The organism is uncultured Anaerofustis sp. (genome assembly GCF_938029165.1).
Classification (GTDB): Bacteria; Bacillota; Clostridia; order Eubacteriales; family Anaerofustaceae; genus Anaerofustis.
In genome coordinates, this window is record NZ_CALHFB010000004.1 from 40909 (window position 1) to 55048 (window position 14140).

A 14140-nucleotide genomic window follows, 5' to 3' on the forward strand; every position below is an offset into this window, starting at 1 on the left:
TTTTACTTTGTCGTATTTTGTAGTATAATGATTGTATTACATATATAAAAGAGGCGAATAGTTATGATCCTATTATTATTTAAGTATCTTTATGATATTGATATTTTTGATAGTAGTTTTGATTACATGAAAAACTTGATTTCCAACAATGAGAATTGGGGCTACTTTATTTTATTATTTTTAATTCTTTATTTGATTTTCTATGGTGTTGTTTATTATAAATTATATGAAAAGCTCGGGTATAGAGGGATTTTATTTATAGTTCCTTTCTACTCTTTATATTTACTTATAAAAAAGGTTATTTCAGAGGATAAAGGCTGGCTTTGGATATTATGCTTTGTTCCTTATGTGAGGGATATTTTTTATATCTATTTAGATTATAAGACGGGAATATATTTTAAAAAGTCAACAGCTTTTAATATCGGGCTTATATTGCTTCCCGAAGTCTTTATTCCTATTTTGGTATTATTAAGAGATAAAAAAGAGCATTATTATGACGCAGACGATAAATATTCTATAAAAGGAGATATATAATGATTACCGAAATCATGCAGAGGATAGTGGATAACTTTAGTTTTCAGCTAACGAGTATTGATATAGGCTGGATAGAAAGTGATAGCTTTTTTGCTCCATTTGATTTTGCAGGGCTTGCTTCAAATTCAAATGAATATATCCTTTTAATTGCTTTTCTTGTTTTATTTATTCTGGATATTACAATCAAATTTTATCTAGTACTCTTGCCTTTTATAATCATTGGAAGATATAAGGTATTTGAAAAGGCAAATGAAAAAGCGTATAAGGCATTTATCCCTTTTTACAGCAGATATGTCCTATATAAAATAGCGATGGATAAAGGTTTATACTGTATACTTTCTTTTATCCCAATAGTAAATATAGCTGTTCATATTATGATGTGTATCGGATTATCGAGGAAGTTTGAATTGAAAAAGCCTTTTACTTTTGGATTGATATTCTTATTTCCGTTTTTCCTTATAATACTGGGATTTAATAAGAGTGAATATTTATCAATGGCTACCGATAATGATAATTAAGGTTAAATCGAATGTTAAATAAGATATTTCAATTTATAGTTGATGAACTTAATTTTAAGGTTACGGTTTTTGATCCAGGTTCTTATGCTCCAACGCGATGGGAAATCCTGATAGATACTTTCCAAAGGTGGTTTTATATCCTTTTGATTTATTATTTGGGACTTATACTTCCTATTTATATATTATCACTTCCTTTGATAATGACAGGGAGATGGCGGGTATTTGAGAAATCAGGACAAAAAGGCTGGAAAGCAGTAGTTCCCGTTTATAATAAGTATATTTTATGTAAAATGTTAAGTTATCCGAAATGGTCCTTTATTTTATACTATATACCGATTATAAATTTTGCTATACATATAATTGTATCCATAAGATTAGCAAAGGCTTTCAATAGAGGAAAATTATTTGCATTGGGGCTTATCACTTTAAATCCTATATTTATTCTTATATTAGGGTTTGGTAAAAGCAGATTTGACTTAAAGAAGTAATAAAAATCATATAAAAGAGGTTAAAAAATGTATTTTGAGTATATGAATATCATCAATAACGCAGTTTATTATATTTGTGACTACGCTTATGCTGCAAGAAATCTGGTTCTTGAATATTTGGATATGCTTTATAGCTTATATCTAATAAAATTTTGCGGTGATATGGGGCTTACATCGATAGATATAGGCTGGAGCAGTGAGTCTATGTTTGATATTACCGGCTTTGGTAAGTTTTTTGATTTTATATTTATCCCAATCATCTTGCCTTTAATCATTCTTTTGATAATTTTAATTTCCAGGTGGAAAATCTTTGATAAAGCGGGGGAATCAGGCTGGAAAGCTTTAATACCCTTTTATGGTATATATACACTTTGTAAAATAACCTTAGGCTCGGGGTGGTACTTTCTATTTTTCTTTCTTCCTTATATCAATTTGATAATGTATATAATTACATATATAAAATTAGGTAAAAAGTTTGGTAAGGGCAAGTTATTTACTATAGGTCTTATTTTATTTACGCCAATATTTTTGTTTATATTGGCATTTGGGAAGAGTAAATATTCATGTGCTGATGTTTCAAAAGACAAGCATATTTCTTCAGTAAATTAAAAAATATTTTAAAAGAGAGGGTAAATATGATATCTTTTAATATCCCATATTACTTGATAAGAAGTGTTCTTGAAATTTCATATATTTCGGTGAATTATGTATGGATTTATCTTAAGGATATTTATACGTTGATGTTAAATAAAACGGTGGGGTTAAACCTTAAAACTATTGATGTTGGCTGGATAAGTTCAAATACATTAGCCACAGGATGGGAAGCTTCTGCTGATATACAGTGGATCTCTCCTTGGATAACTTTTGTTTTCCCTTTGATTTTAATAGTATTAACGATACTCGCAAGGTGGAAAGTATTTGAGAAAGCAGGAGAGAAAGGCTGGAAAGCTTTAATACCTTTTTATGGTACTTTTACATTATGTAAAATAACCTTCGGCTTCGGGTGGTATATGTTCCTTTTCTTTATACCTATAGCTGATTTGGTTTTATATATCATGATGTACATAAAACTGGGAAAGAAGTTTAATAAAAGCAAATCGTTTACTTTGGGACTTATTTTCTTAAGTAATATATTTATGCTGATTTTAGGTTACGGAAACAGTAAATATTTAAATCATTAGGCTAATATATGTTATTTTTATTCTTTGATAAATATGTTTACATTTTTTTAAATAATAACTATTTATTTGACAAAGAGTTATTCTAATATCATAATAAATAAGTAATATATTTTTAACTTATTACTATGAAACGGAGAACTATGCTTTATGGCTGATAAATCGAACAAAGAATTTTGGGAAAGAACAGCAAAGCTTTATACATCATTTCAGGAAAAAGGGAACGAAGGATTATATAACACACTTTGTGAGAAAATAAGACCTTTATTAAGTAAAGAGCAAAGTGTCCTTGAGTTGGCATGCGGTACGGGACAGCTTACTCGTTTGCTTGCTGATGAAGCAGATAGCTGGACTGCGACGGATTTTTCCGAAAAAATGCTTTATGAAACAGAAAAGCGTCTTAATAATAAAAATATCACTTATGAAGTCCAGGATGCTACATCTCTTAGTTATAAAAATGATGTTTTTGATGTTGTACTTATTGCCAATGCACTTCATATAATGCCAAATCCAAATAAGGCACTTGATGAAATAAAACGTGTACTTAAAAAAGACGGACTTTTGATCGCACCTACATTTGTCTATGACGGAAAAGTAGATAAAATCCGCCTATGGTTTATGGAAAAAGCAGGTTTTAATACATTTCATAAATGGAAATCCCGAGAGTATATGAATTTTATTGAGGATAATGGTTTTAAAATAAAAGAAAAGTATCTGCTTCAAGGAAAGCTGCTTTCGGAGTGTGTTTTGGTATGTAAAGAGAAATAGATAATATGGTTAAATAACGATTATTTTATAAATTTAAATTTACAAATACGTTTTATTAAATAAAACTACCTTGTTGGGTAGTTTTTTTGCTGTTATTGAAATATATATTTTTTATCCCCTAAAATAAATTTAAATTAGTGCATTTTTCTTTATTTGTATTATAATCCAGTAAAAAGGTAGAGAATTAGTGGCAAATCAATTTTTTTTTACAATATATTTGTGATAACTAACGAAAAGTGTGCCAAATTTTATTATAACCGATCATCGTAATTAAATCATACATTAGTTCAAAGTGTATATTATCCCTGTTTTTGCTAAAACTAAATTGCAAAAGGAGGATTTTAAATTGAGTAATACAAAAATTGTTAGTTTAAAGGCGAGAGAAATTCTTGATTCGAGAGCAAACCCGACAGTGGAAGTCGAAGTATGTTTGGAAAATGGTGTAAGTGCCATTGCAAGTGTACCTTCAGGGGCTTCGACGGGAGAATTTGAAGCCGTTGAACTTAGAGATAATGATGAAAACAGATACTTAGGCAATGGTGTTTTGAAAGCCGTGGCTATCGTAAATAAAGATATCAGGGATATACTATTGGGAAGAGACGCTAGCGACCAAAAGGGAATAGACGAGGCTATGCTTGAACTTGACGGAACAGAAAACAAAGAAAGGCTCGGAGCGAATTCTATTTTGGGCGTTTCCCTTGCCTGTGCAAGAGCTGCTGCAAAGAGTCTAAATATACCGCTTTATGAATATATAGGCAGACTTGCAGATATAAAAGACCCATGCGTACTTCCCGTACCTATGATGAATATTTTAAACGGCGGTAAGCATGCGGATAATAACGTAGATATCCAGGAATTCATGATAGTTCCTCACGGTGCTTCTTCATTTAAAGAAGCTCTTAGAATGGGCAGTGAAGTTTATCATAAATTGAAAGATATCTTAAAGCTTCAGAATTTATGTACTTCCGTAGGTGACGAAGGTGGATTTGCACCTAACCTTAAATGTGCGGAAGAAGCTATAATGCTTATATTAAAGGCGATAGAAAATGCAGGGTATAAAGCGGGAGAGGATATTTCTCTTGCCTTAGACGTTGCTAGCAGTGAGATATATGATAAAAATCAGGAATCGTATTTCTATGAGACCGAGAACAGAAGATACGGAGAAATGACTACCTATTATGAAATTCTTACGACAAAATATCCAATAATCTCAATCGAAGACGGATTATTCGAAGATGACTTTGAGCACTGGAAAGTTCTCACTGACAAAATAGGAAATAAAGTTCAGCTTGTTGGAGATGATTTATTCGTTACAAATGAAAAGAGACTTAAAAAAGGTATTGAAATGGGAGCGGGAAATTCGATACTTGTGAAAGTAAACCAAATCGGTTCCCTTACGGAAACCCTAAGTACCATGAAGCTTGCGAGAGAACACGGTTATACCACTATCGTTTCTCACAGATCGGGAGAGACAGAAGATACCTTTATCGCCGATTTAGCCGTTGGATTTAATGCGGGACAGATAAAAACCGGGGCACCGTCCAGAACAGAGAGGGTTTGTAAATACAACAGGCTCCTTAGGATAGAAGAAGATCTTGGAGAAAAGGCTAAATATATCGGAAAAGATGCATTCCCGAACTTAAAGAATTATGTTTAGTATAATTAAACAGCATAGGAAAACTGTGCTGTTTTTTTGTTTTTAATCCCCATTCGATTATGTATTAAATATTCATTTCTCTTTATTTACTTAAATTGCTTTTAATAATATAATATTTAAAAATAAATGAACATATATAGGAATAGTAAAATGGAAAAAGCATTTTTTAATTGGAGCAGCGGAAAAGATTCTTCATTGGCATTGTATAAAATGATGAAATCAAACGAATATGATATCAAATCTTTATTTACTGTTGTTAATAATAAAAAAATACCGATGCATGAAGTAAATTTAAACTTATTAAAAGAACAATCGACTTCCATAGGTATCCCGCTCACAACGATAGATTTATCGGATTACAAAACCGAAAGGGCTTATAACACTAAAATGAAAACTGAGATAAATAAATTTAAAGATAAGGATATTTTTACTTCTGTTTTTGGAGATATACATCTGAAAGAACTAAAAAAGTCAAGAGAAGCAAAGTGCACAAAATCAGGGATAAATGCAGTATTTCCTCTTTGGGGTATGAATACAAAAGAAATCATGAGAGAATTCATAGACTTAGGATTTAAGGCTGTCATAACTTCATTAAATGCTGAAATAGTAGATGAGAATTTTATAGGAAAAATCATCGACGATGATTTTATTTCAAGTTTCCCTTCAAATGCGGATATCTGCGGCGAGAACGGAGAATATCACTCTTTTGTTTATGACGGACCGATATTTAAATATCCTATTGATTATAAAATAGGAAGTAAATATGATAAAAGTTATATCAATAAAAGAAATAAAAGTATAGATAAATACTTATATCTTAATTTGGAATAATTATAAACTTATTTTATCAATGTAAAATATTTACAACCAAGTAAAAAAAATGTATAATAAAAAAGTAATCGAAGATTTAGCTTGATCCTCCAGTTATGCTAAATCGTGATTACATAAATTAAATAACTTTAAAAGTTATCTTCAGGGCAAGGTGCAATTCCTGACCGGCAGTAAAGTCTGCGAGCGAAAAGCTGACATGGTGAAATTCCATGACCGACGGTAAAGTCCGGATGAAAGAAGATATGATAAGAAACCGCCCTGTTGTTTTAGTACAAAGGGCGTTTTTTAAATTCACCTCATATCTGTTTATAAGGAGAATTATGGAGAACATTAATGAAAAAACAACACAAAAGACAAAGTCAAAAATCAATGTAAGAGTTATGGTAGTTACCGCAATGCTTAGTGCGGTATCATTCCTTCTGGCATTTTTGGAAATCCCGATGCCTCTGTCGCCGTCATTTGCGATGATGGATCTATCTGATTTACCCGCTCTTATAGGCTCATTTGCCTTCGGTCCCATAACTGGAGTAATAATAGAGCTTATTAAAAACGGGCTTCAGATGTTTTCTACCAATACCGGAGGTATAGGAGAACTTGCAAACTTTTTTATGGGAGCGTCTTTTGTATTCACCGCGGGGATTATTTACAAACGAAGAAAGACCAAGAAAACAGCTTTGGTTGCTTGTATATTAGCAAGCGTAGTTATGGCGGTAGTCGCCGGACTTCTTAACTATTTTGTACTTCTTCCGATGTACAGCGTATTCATGCCTTTAGAGCAGGTGATTGCTGCATTTTCAGAAATAATACCATTTATAAAAACAAAACTGGATGTAATCTTGTTCAGTGCAATTCCCGCAAATATTATAAAGGGACTTATTATCTCAGTTTTCACAATGCTTATTTATAAAGGAGTAAGTCCTATACTTAAAGGAGAAAAATAATCAATGAGAGAAGCTAAAGATTACTTCAAATTTTTAGTAGAAGAAATACATTCCGCTACATTTGCTACTGTGGACGATAACGGACTTCCCGAAACCTGCGTAATAGATGTTATGCTTTACGATGATGAGGCCCTTTATTTCATTACAGCCAAAGGCAAAGGTTTTTATGGCAGACTTATCAAAAGAGGATTTGTTTCACTGTCCGGAATGAAAGGACATGATACTATGTCTACAAAAGCCATTAGTGTGAAGGGAAAAGTTGAGTGTATAGACAGCGAAAAGCTTGATGAGATATTTAAGAAGAATACATATATGAATGAAATCTATTCTAGCGAAGAGAGCAAAATGGCACTCTCGGTATTCAAAATTTATCAGGGAGTCGGGGAGTATGTGGACCTCTCCGTTAAACCTATGGTAAAGAGGACATTTTCATTTGGAGGGGGAAATGTCGAAAAAAGAGGTTATGATATAACCGAGGATTGTATCCTCTGCGGTAAGTGTATCAAGGTATGCTCATTTAATGCAATAGAAGAAGCTGAGGAAAAATATAAAATAACTGAAGATAATTGCTTGGAGTGCGGGAACTGCTACAGCGTATGTCCCGCAGGAGCTGTAATAAAGTATTAAAAAAGACCGCTAAGCGGTCTTTTTTATGTATCAAACTGCTAATTAGAGAATTCCATAAATCATAGAAGTATTATTAAGATAAAATATAATTCCATTGCTTGATGGGGTATATTCTAAATAATCTTATTAATGTTGTAAAATTTGTTAGTGTTTTTTATATATGTATAAAATTTATTTTAGTTCGGATTATTTAATTTGATATCATTACAATAGCTTTTGTATATTTGAATTTGAATGTATAAAATCAGATATATTATCAAATACATCTTTATGTCATTAGTTTTTCATTTATTTCTTTCTTTTTTGATTTATAATATACTAATCCTATTATATCCGCTAAGATCCAGCCTATAGGTACGCTTATCCATATGCCAATAACTCCTATGCTTGGAATTTTAGATAATGTATATGCAAGGACTACTCTCGTTCCCAGCGATACTACCGTCAGTACTACCGATATAAAAGGCTTTTCCACGGCTCTGAAAAATCCGTAGAGTAAAAACAGACACCCTATACCGAAATAAAAAGCTCCCTCTATCCTTAAATAAGTTATACCATGATTTATAATCTCAGCTTTCGAAGCGTCCACGAATATAAGCATGAATTGTTTTGCGAATATAAAAACGATGAGAGATATGATAAAACAGAATATAATAGTATATTTGACTGCGTTTTTTATCCCTTCTTTTATCCTATACTTTTTCTTCGCACCGTAGTTTTGAGCAATAAAAGTAGAAAATGCATTACCGAAATCCTGAACGGGCATATATGCAAAAGAATCTATCTTTACGGCGGCGGCAAAGGCTGCCATTACTATGGTACCAAATGAGTTTATAAGTCCCTGAACCAAAAGTATCCCAAAGTTCATTATGGACTGCTGGATACATGTAAGAAAGGAAAACTTGAATATATCTTTTATAATATCTCTATCAAATTTTAATTCAGCAATACTAAATCTAAACTCGGGAAATTTAATCAAAGTGTATAAGGCTATTCCTATACCCGATACAAACTGAGATATAACCGTTGCTATAGCAGCGCCCTTTACTCCCATGTTAAAAGATAAAACAAATATCAAATCAAGGACTATATTCAAAACCACGGATACTCCAAGATAAATGAGAGGAGAAAAGGAGTTACCCACAGACCTGAGTACAGATGAATAAAAATTGTATAAAAATGTTGCGGTTATCCCAAAGAATATTATCCATAAATAACTCTTCATCATCGGATAAATCGAAGGAGGGATGTTTAAAAAATCCATTATTGGGTCAATGAATACAAAGACCGCTATATTCAAAATAATAGTAACAGAAAGTATGATAACAAAAGAAATCCCGATGCTTTTCTTTAATTTTTCCTTGTCATTTTCTCCGTACCTGATAGAAAAGACCGCGCCGCTGCCCATACAAAGTCCCAGTAATATGGAAGTTAAAAATATCATCAATGTATAAGAAGACCCAACAGCAGCCAGTGCATCGGAGCCTATAAATTTTCCAACGATTATCGTATCTGCAATATTATATATTTGCTGAAGTAGATTTCCTATTATCATAGGGACAGCAAACAACATCATTTTCTTTGTTATATTTCCGCTTGTTAAATCTATTAGCATAGTAGTATCCCTTGAAGTCTTTTATACTATGATATAAAGTTATTTCATAAATGTCAATTTAAGATTGACATTAAAAAAGGCTTTTTAAGCCTTTGATTTAATACTTCTTCATATATAGACCTTCTGCTTTTGAATATGCATAGAATATACCATGCCCCGAGTATCTGAACCTTGCTTCTGCATGACCTTCGGGGTATAGTTTATTTAGATATACTTTGTCATATGTTACATATGCAATAAATGATATATAGTTTTCTTTGGTCATTGCATGATCCATGTGGACATAAAATTCATTATCGATAAAGTCTACTTTGATAAGTCCTTTATCCAAAGTATCGCTTACTTTAAGTTCCTTCAGCTGTGAAGAACAGCATGAAGCATTTATTTCCTTTGTGCTTATTATTATATTGTCGCAGTTATCGCAGACATAAAACTTGGTGTTTTTCATATTTCCTCCTTTATTATCATTTATTTTTACTTCTCCCGTAAGCAAATAATCTATTTGAGTGTCGAGTACTTCGGCTAAAGCACTTAAAATGCTTATATCCGGAAGTCCGTTTCCCGTTTCCCATTTTGATATCGTCTTGTCGCTTACACTTAACTTATCTCCGATTTCTTTTTGTGTCATATCCTTTTTTATTCTTAGAGTTTTTATTAAATTACCTATTTTTATATTATCCATTTTCTATTTCCTTTTTTTCTTCTTCATTCTCTTTGATTCGGGGACTTCTTTAAGGCTGTTTTCCAAAAGCTCATCAAGTTTTTTTAATGTTTTTTCTTTATCTTCTTTGGTTTTTAATTCAAGTCTTTTATAAATTTTAATTTCGAAGCTATCGGCTTCGTATTTATTCCATAATTCCTGTAAATATTTATTTGGATATGAACCGCTGTTCAGCTTTACTTTGTTACTGTTTATTTTAGCTTTTATATCATTTGCCGTACCTAAAAATATTTCATTTGTATGTATACACTTATATGATAAAATACCCATTTCGGGAGTCCTGTTTTTATATTCATATATCATCTGTTTTCTTTTTTCTCTATCCATTTTATTACCTCGAATGATATTATACCATATATAAATGGTTTATAACTCTACGCATGGTGGAATAAAAAAAAGAAGCATATTCCTATGCTTGTTCTTTACTCTGCAAACATATATAAGAACATTGTCAGTATTTTGTTTGATTATTTCAAGGCTTATTCCGTTCTCGTTTCATTCTCTGTTCTACTTTTTTATGTTGATTTTGAGCGGGAATTATAATTAAAAGAATAGTTAAAGAAAATAAAGTCATTAGAGTTCAAAGAGTAGGGGAACGTTTAAGGGGTAATATTTCTAAAACAAAATTGTACACCTTGCATTGCTGATAGAATGGTCATGGTACCGCATAAAACAAATATTTGGAAGTTATGGCTATTTTTTTAAGGGTATGCACACTATGCAGTACCGTTCATTCTATTAAATATAAAAAAGAGATAAATATTACATTAATCCTTGTTAATGTATAGGTAAAAAATATATGTAACACATATATATTCATTACAAGTGTTAGCTATTGCTAACAATGATAGAATATCATTTTTTATTTTATTTGTCAATATCTTTTTAAATAAAACCCCAAATAAGTCTTATATATGATTTTAACTGTTTTATAAGACTATTAATGTGTTATATTATAATAAAAAAATATAAGGAATATCATATGGAGATAAGAAGTATAAAAGAAAGTGAGCTGTTGTCCGCTCTTGATTTGGTATGGAAAGTATTTTTAAAATACGAAGCACCCTCTTATTCAAAAGAGGGGATAGAGGAATTTAAAAGTTTTTTAAATAACATTGAAGAAATATCAAGGCTTAATATATATGGTTATTTTAAGGATAAAGACGTTATAGGTGTAATTGCTATTAGGGAAAATCATATATGTTTATTTTTTGTAGATGATAAATACCATAGAAAAGGGATAGGAAGAAAGCTCTTTGATTATGTAAGATGTATCGTTAGTGAGGATATCACGGTAAACTCTTCGCCGTATGCGGTCAAGTTTTATCATAAGCTTGGTTTTACCGATACCGATAAGGAACAAACGATAAATGGGATTATATATACGCCTATGATTTATAAAGGGATATGATATAATATTGATATTAAAAAGAGAAAAGGAGAAAAGTGATGGGTATCTGGACTGAATAGTAAGCGAGGCTTTATGTTATAATGCCTTGCGAGTCATTTAATGGAATAAAAATGAATTGGAGGCATGTTATGTCATATTTTAAATATAAAAACGAGAATGCATATTACTGCGAAATAGGTAATGGAAAGCCAGTGATGTTCCTTCACGGAAATGCGGTATCTTCAAAGATGTTTAAGCCTATTTTATCTCTGTATAAAAATAATTTTAAGGTCATTCTTATAGATTTTTTAGGCTCAGGTAAATCGGATAGGGTAGAAACGTTCGATACTGATTTATGGATAGATCAGGGGAAGCAAGTTACTAAACTTATAAAGTATCTGGGGTACGATAAAGTAAATCTTATAGGAACCAGCGGAGGTGCATGGGCAGCTATAAATGCGGCACTTTATTGTCCCGAGCTGATAAACAAAGTTGTCGCTGATAGCTTTGACGGAAGGAAACTCGGTGATACATTTAAAGAGGATTTGATAGAAGAGAGAATAAGTGCAAAGAAAAGTATTTTTACTAAATACTTTTATAAATGGTGTCATGGCGAAGACTGGGAAAATCCAGTGGATAAAGATACCGAAGTGCTTATAAAAATGGCTGAGGAAGATGTTCCTTTGTTCTATAGACCTATAAAGGAATTGTCCGTTCCGCTTCTTCTTACGGGAAGCATGAAAGATGAGATGATAAAAAAGGATTTTATCACAGAATACGAAGAAATTATCTTTGAAATCGGAGCAGGGGATATCCATATTTTTGAAATAGGAAAACATCCTGCCATAATATCCAATGCTAAAGAATTTTCAAAAATCATAATAGATTTTCTTAAATAGAAAAAGAGTGGGGAACCACTCTTTTTTATTTAGTATGAACCGCTGCAAAATATCCTTTCTATTATAAAGACGAGCATAGTTGTAACAGTATTTGCAAGTATTATCATATTAAATAATTTAGCTTTGTTTTTTGTATAACTTTTGAGTATCCCATATACAATAGGAAGTTCGATTAATATAGTCATAAGTAAATATATAAAACAGATATTATATGTTGGAATGTTATCAAGGCATTCTTTAAATGTGTAACCTACTTCAGCACCAAATCCTTGAATGTAAATATATGGTGCTGCAAAAGAAGCCAAGTTTGCCAGAGTAATTACCGATATCACGACTAGCCATTTCTTTTCATCAAGGGAGTTTATTGTCATAATGACCTCTATAGTTAAAGTCAAAATCATAACCATAGGCAATAAATCGAAAGGTCTTTTATCCACCCAGCCCCATGAAGAATTCGCATAAACATATCCGTTATAAAATAAAACATATAGGAGAAGCAATAGCCCTGATAAGCAATTCTTTTTCATATTAATTTCCTCTTTTTATATGTAATATATTAAAATTATATCATAATATATGACTTTATAATATTATTTCTTATTAATATGTAAAGGAACATTGACAAAAATCATTAAAAGGCATATAATATTGTAAAGGAACATTGTCAAAAAGGAGATGTTGTATTTGGAAAACAAAGTAGAAGAATTAAGAAAGAAAATGGGATTGAATCAAGAGAATTTTGCGAAACAGCTAAAAGTGTCCAGGCAGACGATTAGTTCCATAGAAAACGGGAAGTACAATCCTTCTCTCGAACTGGCTTTTGAAATTGCGGATTTCTTTGATAAAAGGATAGAAGATGTTTTTATACATGAAAGGAAAGATGATGATAATGAAAAAGAATAATCTTATGCTTGGGATATTGTATGCTATTCTCGGAAGTGTATTTTTAATTATTGCCATATCACATAACGATAATAAACTAAGCGGTGTTCTTTGGGGACTTACCGGAGCTATGGCGGGTATGGGATTTTCTATGATTTATAAATATATATACTGGACTCGTCCGAAGAATAAGGAAAGATACGCTGAAATGCTTGAAAATGAAAGAATAGATATGCACGATGAATTAAAGGAAAAACTCAGAGATAAAAGCGGACGTTATGCTTATGTCATAGCTCTTGTCGTAATAGCACTTTCTATGATGGTCTTTTCTATCCTTTCAAGTCTTGAAATAATAAAAGAGGGTAAACTTATAGTATTATATCTCGGAGGGCTTTTAGTATTTTTGTATGTGGTAGGGATAATTATTTATAAAAGGCTTCTTGATAAATATTAAAAGTCACTATAGTTTACATTGTTTCATTAAAAAATAAAAGCTCCTATAAAAGGAGCTCTTTTATTTCATTTTATAATTCTTGAATTTATTTTCTTCTGCTATTGAAACAAATCAATGTATATTTCTCTATTATTTTTCTAATGTTATTTACAACTTCTTTGTATCCTCTGATTAAGCATTCCTTTTCTTAAAATTTTATATTAAATATATCATTTTATAATAAATAAACATTTATTTAATATTATTGTATTTATCAATTTTTTATTAAAAACAAAATCTCAATTTTATTGATTTTCTAGGAAAAGTTGAGATGTCAATTAGGTTTTTTATTTAAATAAAAAAGACACCAAAAGGTGTCTTTGATTTTTTAATGATTATTTATGAGCTTCTTCGATTGCAACAGAAACTGAAACTGTAGCACCAACCATAGGGTTGTTACCCATACCGATAAGTCCCATCATTTCTACGTGAGCAGGAACTGATGAAGAACCGGCAAATTGAGCATCAGAATGCATTCTTCCCATTGTATCAGTCATACCGTAAGAAGCAGGACCTGCAGCCATGTTGTCAGGATGAAGTGTTCTTCCTGTACCGCCACCGCTTGCTACTGAGAAGTATTTTTTACCTTCTTGTACGC

Annotated in this window: 19 protein-coding genes and 1 riboswitch; of the genes, 14 read left to right on the forward strand and 5 right to left on the reverse strand. The window is 31.4% G+C overall.

What is annotated here, in order from left to right; translation table 11 throughout:
• The first annotated feature begins 63 nt into the window (after positions 1-63).
• The 10 genes from Q0516_RS01045 to Q0516_RS01090 all read left to right on the forward strand — a co-directional run bounded on the left by Q0516_RS01045 (position 64) and on the right by Q0516_RS01090 (position 7542).
• Complete coding sequence (locus tag Q0516_RS01045) at positions 64-534, forward strand: DUF5684 domain-containing protein (protein ID WP_294467953.1); 471 nt, start codon at positions 64-66, stop codon at positions 532-534.
• Complete coding sequence (locus Q0516_RS01050) at positions 534-1052, forward strand: DUF5684 domain-containing protein (RefSeq protein WP_294467956.1); 519 nt, start codon at positions 534-536, stop codon at positions 1050-1052. Before Q0516_RS01045 ends, Q0516_RS01050 begins: the two co-directional genes overlap by 1 nt.
• A gap of 11 nt (positions 1053-1063) precedes the next feature.
• A complete protein-coding gene (locus Q0516_RS01055) occupies positions 1064-1540 on the forward strand; it encodes a DUF5684 domain-containing protein (protein WP_294467959.1) in 477 nt (158 codons plus the stop codon).
• Between the two features lie 27 nt (positions 1541-1567).
• Positions 1568-2149, forward strand: coding sequence for a DUF5684 domain-containing protein (locus tag Q0516_RS01060; protein WP_294467962.1), 582 nt, complete (start codon positions 1568-1570; stop codon positions 2147-2149).
• 26 nt (positions 2150-2175) lie between these two features.
• Complete coding sequence (locus Q0516_RS01065) at positions 2176-2721, forward strand: DUF5684 domain-containing protein (RefSeq protein WP_294467965.1); 546 nt, start codon at positions 2176-2178, stop codon at positions 2719-2721.
• A 147-nt stretch (positions 2722-2868) separates the two neighbouring features.
• Positions 2869-3486 (forward strand): class I SAM-dependent methyltransferase, encoded by a 618-nt coding sequence (locus tag Q0516_RS01070; protein WP_294467970.1) that lies wholly within the window; start codon positions 2869-2871, stop codon positions 3484-3486.
• A gap of 346 nt (positions 3487-3832) precedes the next feature.
• Positions 3833-5143 carry a phosphopyruvate hydratase gene (eno, locus tag Q0516_RS01075; RefSeq protein WP_294467973.1) on the forward strand — a complete coding sequence of 437 codons (1311 nt, stop codon included), beginning with the start codon at positions 3833-3835 and terminating at the stop codon, positions 5141-5143.
• 150 nt (positions 5144-5293) lie between these two features.
• Positions 5294-5974, forward strand: a complete 681-nt coding sequence (locus Q0516_RS01080; protein ID WP_294467976.1) for a diphthine--ammonia ligase — start codon at positions 5294-5296, stop codon at positions 5972-5974.
• A 133-nt stretch (positions 5975-6107) separates the two neighbouring features.
• Positions 6108-6220: riboswitch (FMN riboswitch) on the forward strand.
• A gap of 74 nt (positions 6221-6294) precedes the next feature.
• Positions 6295-6915 (forward strand): ECF transporter S component, encoded by a 621-nt coding sequence (locus Q0516_RS01085; protein WP_294467978.1) that lies wholly within the window; start codon positions 6295-6297, stop codon positions 6913-6915.
• A gap of 3 nt (positions 6916-6918) precedes the next feature.
• On the forward strand, positions 6919-7542 hold the full coding sequence (locus Q0516_RS01090; protein WP_294467981.1) for a 4Fe-4S binding protein: 624 nt from the start codon (positions 6919-6921) through the stop codon (positions 7540-7542).
• Positions 7543-7810: 268 nt separating this feature from the next.
• On the opposite strand, the gene Q0516_RS01095 is transcribed toward Q0516_RS01090, so the two are convergent.
• The 3 genes from Q0516_RS01095 to Q0516_RS01105 all read right to left on the reverse strand — a co-directional run bounded on the left by Q0516_RS01095 (position 7811) and on the right by Q0516_RS01105 (position 10205).
• Entirely contained in the window at positions 7811-9157 is a 1347-nt protein-coding gene (locus Q0516_RS01095) for an MATE family efflux transporter (protein WP_294467984.1), read from the reverse strand.
• Positions 9158-9254: 97 nt separating this feature from the next.
• Complete coding sequence (locus tag Q0516_RS01100; RefSeq protein WP_294467986.1) at positions 9255-9839, reverse strand: helix-turn-helix domain-containing protein; 585 nt, start codon at positions 9837-9839, stop codon at positions 9255-9257.
• A 3-nt stretch (positions 9840-9842) separates the two neighbouring features.
• Entirely contained in the window at positions 9843-10205 is a 363-nt protein-coding gene (locus Q0516_RS01105) for a GIY-YIG nuclease family protein (RefSeq protein ID WP_294467989.1), read from the reverse strand.
• Positions 10206-10860: 655 nt separating this feature from the next.
• Between Q0516_RS01105 and Q0516_RS01110 the strand changes: the two genes are divergently transcribed.
• Positions 10861-11289, forward strand: a complete 429-nt coding sequence (locus Q0516_RS01110) for a GNAT family N-acetyltransferase (protein WP_294467992.1) — start codon at positions 10861-10863, stop codon at positions 11287-11289.
• A gap of 128 nt (positions 11290-11417) precedes the next feature.
• A complete protein-coding gene (locus Q0516_RS01115) occupies positions 11418-12167 on the forward strand; it encodes an alpha/beta hydrolase (RefSeq protein WP_294467996.1) in 750 nt (249 codons plus the stop codon).
• 29 nt (positions 12168-12196) lie between these two features.
• Here the strand turns inward: Q0516_RS01115 and Q0516_RS01120 are convergent, their stop codons facing one another.
• Complete coding sequence (locus Q0516_RS01120) at positions 12197-12694, reverse strand: hypothetical protein (protein WP_294467999.1); 498 nt, start codon at positions 12692-12694, stop codon at positions 12197-12199.
• A gap of 157 nt (positions 12695-12851) precedes the next feature.
• On the opposite strand from Q0516_RS01120, the gene Q0516_RS01125 reads away from it, so the two are divergent.
• Complete coding sequence (locus Q0516_RS01125; protein WP_257481009.1) at positions 12852-13070, forward strand: helix-turn-helix transcriptional regulator; 219 nt, start codon at positions 12852-12854, stop codon at positions 13068-13070.
• On the forward strand, positions 13057-13503 hold the full coding sequence (locus Q0516_RS01130) for a hypothetical protein (RefSeq protein ID WP_294468003.1): 447 nt from the start codon (positions 13057-13059) through the stop codon (positions 13501-13503). The genes Q0516_RS01125 and Q0516_RS01130 overlap by 14 nt, the downstream gene beginning before the upstream one ends.
• A 374-nt stretch (positions 13504-13877) precedes the next feature.
• On the opposite strand, the gene Q0516_RS01135 is transcribed toward Q0516_RS01130, so the two are convergent.
• Positions 13878-14140 (reverse strand): GGGtGRT protein (locus Q0516_RS01135; RefSeq protein WP_294468006.1); only part of this gene is annotated, 263 nt, incomplete at its 5' end.

What these genes read in the sequence shown, in the direction of transcription:
- Q0516_RS01100 (WP_294467986.1), bottom strand. Translation starts at nt 9,839, where the DNA reads ATGGATAATATAAAAATAGGTAATTTAATAAAAACTCTAAGAATAAAA.
- Q0516_RS01065 (WP_294467965.1), top strand. Translation starts at nt 2,176, where the DNA reads ATGATATCTTTTAATATCCCATATTACTTGATAAGAAGTGTTCTTGAA.
- Q0516_RS01105 (WP_294467989.1), bottom strand. Translation starts at nt 10,205, where the DNA reads ATGGATAGAGAAAAAAGAAAACAGATGATATATGAATATAAAAACAGG.
- Q0516_RS01045 (WP_294467953.1), top strand. Translation starts at nt 64, where the DNA reads ATGATCCTATTATTATTTAAGTATCTTTATGATATTGATATTTTTGAT.
- Q0516_RS01070 (WP_294467970.1), top strand. Translation starts at nt 2,869, where the DNA reads ATGGCTGATAAATCGAACAAAGAATTTTGGGAAAGAACAGCAAAGCTT.
- Q0516_RS01060 (WP_294467962.1), top strand. Translation starts at nt 1,568, where the DNA reads ATGTATTTTGAGTATATGAATATCATCAATAACGCAGTTTATTATATT.
- Q0516_RS01095 (WP_294467984.1), bottom strand. Translation starts at nt 9,157, where the DNA reads ATGCTAATAGATTTAACAAGCGGAAATATAACAAAGAAAATGATGTTG.
- Q0516_RS01080 (WP_294467976.1), top strand. Translation starts at nt 5,294, where the DNA reads ATGGAAAAAGCATTTTTTAATTGGAGCAGCGGAAAAGATTCTTCATTG.
- Q0516_RS01055 (WP_294467959.1), top strand. Translation starts at nt 1,064, where the DNA reads ATGTTAAATAAGATATTTCAATTTATAGTTGATGAACTTAATTTTAAG.
- Q0516_RS01115 (WP_294467996.1), top strand. Translation starts at nt 11,418, where the DNA reads ATGTCATATTTTAAATATAAAAACGAGAATGCATATTACTGCGAAATA.
- Q0516_RS01130 (WP_294468003.1), top strand. Translation starts at nt 13,057, where the DNA reads ATGAAAAAGAATAATCTTATGCTTGGGATATTGTATGCTATTCTCGGA.
- Q0516_RS01050 (WP_294467956.1), top strand. Translation starts at nt 534, where the DNA reads ATGATTACCGAAATCATGCAGAGGATAGTGGATAACTTTAGTTTTCAG.
- Q0516_RS01090 (WP_294467981.1), top strand. Translation starts at nt 6,919, where the DNA reads ATGAGAGAAGCTAAAGATTACTTCAAATTTTTAGTAGAAGAAATACAT.
- Q0516_RS01120 (WP_294467999.1), bottom strand. Translation starts at nt 12,694, where the DNA reads ATGAAAAAGAATTGCTTATCAGGGCTATTGCTTCTCCTATATGTTTTA.
- Q0516_RS01085 (WP_294467978.1), top strand. Translation starts at nt 6,295, where the DNA reads ATGGAGAACATTAATGAAAAAACAACACAAAAGACAAAGTCAAAAATC.
- Q0516_RS01110 (WP_294467992.1), top strand. Translation starts at nt 10,861, where the DNA reads ATGGAGATAAGAAGTATAAAAGAAAGTGAGCTGTTGTCCGCTCTTGAT.